Genomic DNA, 809 nt, shown 5'->3' with positions numbered 1-809 from the left:
TATGGCAATGTAGTAATTTCGTAATCTAACCAGTCCTCTAACTGCTTTCGTAAATGTTGGTCATCTTCATCAATAGTAAATGTGGAATCATCTATAACAGGAAGTAATTCACATGATTCAACGGATAGATTTTCATATTCATCAGTACTCAAGACTACTCTGCCTACAGTTGTACCTCTCGTACCAGGTTGAATCACAGCCGTTTGCTTAAACCTTTCAGCAATTTGTCGATGTTGGTGACCCGTAATAAAGATATCTATATCTTTAGAAAACGCTTCTAACATGGCATATCCCTCATTTTCACCCGTTAATACTTCGGTCGGCGTACCACTTTCTAAATCCTTTTCAAATCCACCATGGTAACAAACCACAATGATATCTGCATGTCGCTTCATTTCAGGTAAGTATTGTTGAAGTATTTCAAAAGCACTATGAAACGTAAGTGACTGAATATGCTCTGGTTGTTCCCAATGGGGAATAAATTGTGTCGTTAAACCTATCACACCAACAGTTTGATCTCCAACCTGAAAATACTTCACACCGTTATCAGTCAATGTACTATCATTTTCATATATATTAGCGCACAAAACTGGATAATTGAGTCTGCGTAAAGTGTCTTTTAAGTATGGCAATCCATAATTAAATTCATGATTACCAAGCGTACCAAAGTCGAATGCCATTCGATTATAAAAATCAACTAAAGGCTGGCTACTGCCGCTATGCGCGATTAAGTAATTACAAAATGGTGACCCTTGCAAAAAATCACCATTATCTATTTTAAAACTTTGGTCATACTGCCTTCTGTCTTG

Annotated in this window: 1 protein-coding gene; it reads right to left on the bottom strand. The window is 36.8% G+C overall.

The annotated features are described in order from the left end of the window. Nucleotides 1-809: metallophosphoesterase (locus IDG60_RS17460; RefSeq protein WP_206160990.1), on the bottom strand; the 809-nt coding region annotated here is incomplete at both ends.

It is taken from the genome of Staphylococcus sp. EG-SA-2 (assembly GCF_017152085.1).
Note: the sequence above shows the minus strand (reverse complement) of the source record. Positions and strands in the feature narration are given on the sequence as shown.